Below are 3,322 nucleotides of genomic sequence, written 5' to 3'. Positions count from 1 at the left end.
GCCTTGAAGGGTGCCACCTTAAAACCCAGGCGTGCATAGTGACGGCACAATGCCGTGGTCACCCAGCTTTTACCTGCACCGCTGCTGGTACCCAGAACCATCACACACACTGCGGTCATTCGTGGCCCTGCCTTGCAGGATAATATTCAAGCGCACTTGAAAGCGCAGCCATGGCCTGTGGCCCTTGCGCGCACAAGCGCCACCAGCCGGGCAAACCAAACGAGGTGGCATCGCGCAGCTTGATGCCACGCGCGCGCAGGTGCACCTCATCAATTCCGCAAGGTGCTTTGGCACACACAAACGAGGCAATGCTGGGCATCGTTTCCCAACCCCGCTGGTGAAGGCAATTCAGCAGATCCAGTTTCCATTGCGCCAGCACGCTGCGGCTTTCAGCCAACCAGCCTTGTGTTTCCGGCAAGGTCCAGGCAAGCAGCATTGCTTGCCCGTGCGTGCCGATCGGCCAGGAAGGTGCCAGGCTATTCAGTGCGCACACCGCTCGGCTTTCACCCACGGGTGCAATGGCGTAAGCGCCGCGAATACCTGTCATGCCCAATGCCTTGTTGGGCGACCACAATTGCCACAAATGGTCTCGTTTTTGCACGGCCGTGCGGGCCTGTTCATCAAGGCACACAGGGTTCATAAGCACAATCAAGCACGGCAACCACATCGGGGTGGGCCTCTACAATTTTCAAGAGCTCGGTCGATTCAGTTTGCCCCAAGGGGCTTGAAGGGTTGCACAACCACACCAAGCCAGCCTGACTTGGGTCATCAACCAGTTCCATGTCCCACACCTGCGCGGCGTGCGCATAATCGCCATAAGCGTGTTGCGGCACCCAGTAAGAATTGCAGCCCTTGCGCCACTGGCAGGTGGTCAGGCGTAGAATGAATTCGCTTGCACTGCCCGCAACCACAATTCTGGATTCATCCACTTGATGAAAGTCGGCAAGCGCAGTGCGCAAGGCCGTGTAATTCGGATCGGGGTAACGCAGTGCGTCAGCCTGCTGAACTGCGTTCAACACCGCAGGGCAAGGTCCAACTGCATTGGCATTGCTCGAGAAGTCAAAGGGCACCGGCCCGTGCTCATCGGTACCGCCATGTATACGTGTGTTCATGTTACCCCCCACGAAACAGCCACCAAGCAAAGCACCGCTATGAATATCACCACTTGTGCGCAGGCATGCAAGGCGGCTTCGATGTGGCCACTGCGTGGCGCCTCGCCTTGCCTATTCAAACAATACACGCCTTTCTTTTCCAGACAAATATTCATGCCCAAAGCCAAGGCCCCCATGGGCCAACCGCCATTCGGTGAAGGGGTTTGTTGTGCAATACCGGGTAATTGAAACAGGCCACGACCTTTGAACAACAGGCAAATCAGCACGGCGGTGATGCGGGCAGGCAACCAGGACAACACATCGTCTGCGCGTGCTGCCCACTTGCCTGCCCAGGTCCAGTCGCGCCCTGCGCGTTCGCCAAGATAGCCCCACATGGCGTCGGCCGTATTGGCAAAGCGATAAACCGCAGCGCCTGGCAAACCCAGCACCGCAAACCAGAACAGCGGGGCTACCACAGAGTCATTTAAATTTTCTGCAAGTGTAGAAATGGCAGCCTGCCGAACCTGCGCCTCGCTCAGGCCGTTCACATCGCGGCTGACCAAACGCGCCACCTGCTGTCGGCCTTCGGGCAGTGAACGTTGCAAGGCTTTTTCAACTGCGTGTACTTCATCGCGCAGCACCCGCCAGGCCAACATGGGTTTGAACAACAGGCCCAGCAACAACACTTGGAAAACCCAATTCGCCTGTGCCACCCACTTTGAAAGCAACGCAGCCAGAATGAATACACCCGCAGCACCCGCGCACCACGCCAAGGCACCGGCTGTGAATGGGGCCATCACTTTGCTGGGCACAACACCCATTACAGGTGCAAACAAACGACCGACCCACCCCAGATAATTGCCCATCCACACCACCGGGTGCCAGCGAACCGGCGGTTCGCCGAAACAATAATCGACGAGCAAAGCCACCAGCATGGCACCAGCCAAACCGTCAATGGATGTAAAAGACGTGGCGAAAATCAAAGCGGGGCTGGCATTGTCCATTTGCGTTGCGTTTAATCTTCGATACCGCGCTGGGCCGGTATGCCTGCCTTGAAAGCATGCTTGACCATGGTCATCTCTGTCACCGTGTCGGCCATGTCGATTACTTCCTGCGGGCAACGCCGCCCGGTGATTACCACATGCACATCCTTGGGTCGTTCGCGCAGGGTTTGCAACACATCCTCCAGCGGGATCCAGCCGTAAATCAAGCCGTAGGTCAGTTCATCCAGCACCACCATAAAATGTTCGCCTCCCAGAATGGTGTCGCGGGCTTTGGCCCAGCCGTCCCGGGCCAGTTGCGCTGAATGTTCGATGTCTTTGCTTTTCCAGCTAAAGCCATCACCCAGCCCTTCGATGGACAAACCCAGTTGCTCGAAGGATCGATGTTCACCAAAACGCGCACTGGGCACTTTCATGAACTGGTAAATTTTCACGAGCTTGCCATGCACATGGGTGCGCCCAAATGCACGCAAGGCCAGGCCAAATGCCGCAGTGCTTTTGCCTTTGCCATCGCCGGTGTTCACGATGATCAGGCCACGCCTTTCGCCTTCGGGCCGGTCGTAACGTTTTTCAGTGGGGGGCGTTTCAATTTGCATGGGGTTTTCTCTCGCAGTCAGGTTGGCAACACAAGCCAACGGTTGTTCACCTGGTGAATGGAAAGTCGATGATCAAAAACAGTTTGCAGGGCGTGGTGTGCCGTCGGCTCGTGACTGGGGCCGGCGTAGTGCAATTGGCCTGCTTGCAACACCAACAGGTCGTCGGCAAGCAAGGCCAGGGAAATTTCATGCAACACGGTCACCACCGTTCGTCCTTGGGCCACCAGGCTACGCACCAGCGCAATCCAGTCGGCCTGGTGCGGCGGGTCGAGGTTGGCCAAAGGTTCGTCCATCAACACAATGTCGGCCTGAACAGCCAACAGGCGCGCCAGCAGCACGCGCTGGCGTTCGCCCCCGGAAAGACTTCCAAACAAACGGCTGCGCCATTCCCACACACGGGTTTGTTCCATGGCCTGCTGCACAGCGGCGTGGTCGGCTGGGCCGGGCGGGCTTAACCAGGGCAAATGGGGAAAGCGGCCCAGCATGACGATGTCGTAGGTACTCAAGTCATCAGCAGCCTGATCGGCCCCGCCCTGGGCCAGCCAGGCCACAGTTTTGGCGCGTTCGCGGTGTGCATAGCTCTGCAAGTCTTTTCCATTCACCTTGACACGGCCTCGCTGCGTGGGAACAAGCC

At 57.9% G+C, this 3,322-nt stretch carries 6 protein-coding genes; all 6 read right to left on the bottom strand.

The window, feature by feature from the left end:
- The coding region (locus tag A0129_RS15585; protein ID WP_291716303.1) for a hypothetical protein at nt 1–119 on the bottom strand (119 nt) is incomplete at its 3' end.
- The gene (locus A0129_RS15580) at nt 116–640 is read right to left on the bottom strand and encodes an aminotransferase class I/II-fold pyridoxal phosphate-dependent enzyme (RefSeq protein WP_291716302.1); all 525 of its coding nucleotides are present in this window, start codon (nt 638–640) and stop codon (nt 116–118) included. The genes A0129_RS15580 and A0129_RS15585, both read right to left, overlap by 4 nt.
- Nucleotides 621–1,112, bottom strand: a complete 492-nt coding sequence (locus A0129_RS15575; RefSeq protein ID WP_291716301.1) for an aminotransferase class I/II-fold pyridoxal phosphate-dependent enzyme — start codon at nt 1,110–1,112, stop codon at nt 621–623. Before A0129_RS15575 ends, A0129_RS15580 begins: the two co-directional genes overlap by 20 nt.
- Complete coding sequence (gene cbiB / locus A0129_RS15570) at nt 1,109–2,095, bottom strand: adenosylcobinamide-phosphate synthase CbiB (protein WP_291716300.1); 987 nt, start codon at nt 2,093–2,095, stop codon at nt 1,109–1,111. The genes A0129_RS15575 and cbiB overlap by 4 nt, the downstream gene beginning before the upstream one ends.
- Nucleotides 2,096–2,106: 11 nt before the next feature.
- Entirely contained in the window at nt 2,107–2,688 is a 582-nt protein-coding gene (cobO, locus tag A0129_RS15565; RefSeq protein ID WP_105029736.1) for a cob(I)yrinic acid a,c-diamide adenosyltransferase, read from the bottom strand.
- A 17-nt stretch (nt 2,689–2,705) separates the two neighbouring features.
- Nucleotides 2,706–3,322: ABC transporter ATP-binding protein (locus tag A0129_RS15560; RefSeq protein WP_291716299.1), on the bottom strand; the 617-nt coding region annotated here is incomplete at its 5' end.

The sequence above is a fragment of the Limnobacter sp. CACIAM 66H1 genome (genome assembly GCF_001601825.1).
GTDB lineage: Bacteria > Pseudomonadota > Gammaproteobacteria > Burkholderiales > Burkholderiaceae_B > Limnobacter.
The sequence above is the reverse complement of the archived record's forward strand: the minus strand, read 5'-3'. Positions and strand labels throughout refer to the sequence as shown.